Raw genomic sequence first — 820 nt, forward strand, 5'->3', positions numbered from 1 at the left:
AGCGGATGAGACGGACTCTGGCCTTCGCTGCCCCTGTGAGGGCATACCTCGTCTTCTCCGTAGATCGGGGCAAATCATGACATGGACGAAGGCCGTATAGTGGATGATCGCTATCAAAATGCCCACTTAGAGGGCGTTTATGTAGTTCTGGCCCGTTAGGCGGCTTTTGCTCACGCCCCTCTTTGTGGCGATATGCCCGCCGAGGTGGCATTGTCCTCCCCTGGATTGCGAGATTGACTGTCCGTCTCGCCCACACCTACGCCTTGAAATCCGTCTGGTTTGAGAAAGTCATAGAACCGCCTAAAGAGCAGCGGAACGGGATCCTCCGGCCCATCCGTGCTGACGCTGTGCCGTGAGCCAGCGGAAGCCGTACCCCAGCGACCTGTCCGACGCCCGATGGGCCTTGATCGAGCCGAAACTGACGGCCTGGCGAAAAGCCCGGCTCGATCGGCGGCCCACCGGCCAGCCGGCGCAGGTCGAACTGCGCGACGTGTTCGACGCGATCCTCTACATCAACCGCACGGGAATCCCCTGGAAGTACCTCCCGCACGACTTCCCCAATCACGGCACCGTCTACGCCTACTATGCGGCCTGGCGCGACGAGGGAATCTTCGCGGAACTCAACTACGACCTAACCGGCCTGGCCCGTGTGAAGGAAGGGCGCAAGGTCGAACCGACCGCGTCCGTCATCGACACCCAGAGCGTGAAGACCTCCACCAACGTGCCCCTGGCCAGCCAGGGAACGGACGCCGCGAAGAAGATCGTCGGCCGCAAGCGCGGCATTCTCACCGACACCATCGGGCTGATCCTCGCCGTAGTC

At 62.1% G+C, this 820-nt stretch carries 1 protein-coding gene; it reads left to right on the forward strand.

The window, feature by feature from the left end:
- Window positions 1-352 precede the first annotated feature (352 nt).
- Window positions 353-820, forward strand: a 468-nt coding sequence (locus KV557_RS41945) for a transposase (RefSeq protein WP_218207382.1), incomplete at its 3' end; no start/stop codon positions are given.

The sequence above is a fragment of the Kitasatospora aureofaciens genome, from assembly GCF_019192735.1.
Classification (GTDB): Bacteria; Actinomycetota; Actinomycetes; order Streptomycetales; family Streptomycetaceae; genus Kitasatospora; species Kitasatospora aureofaciens_A.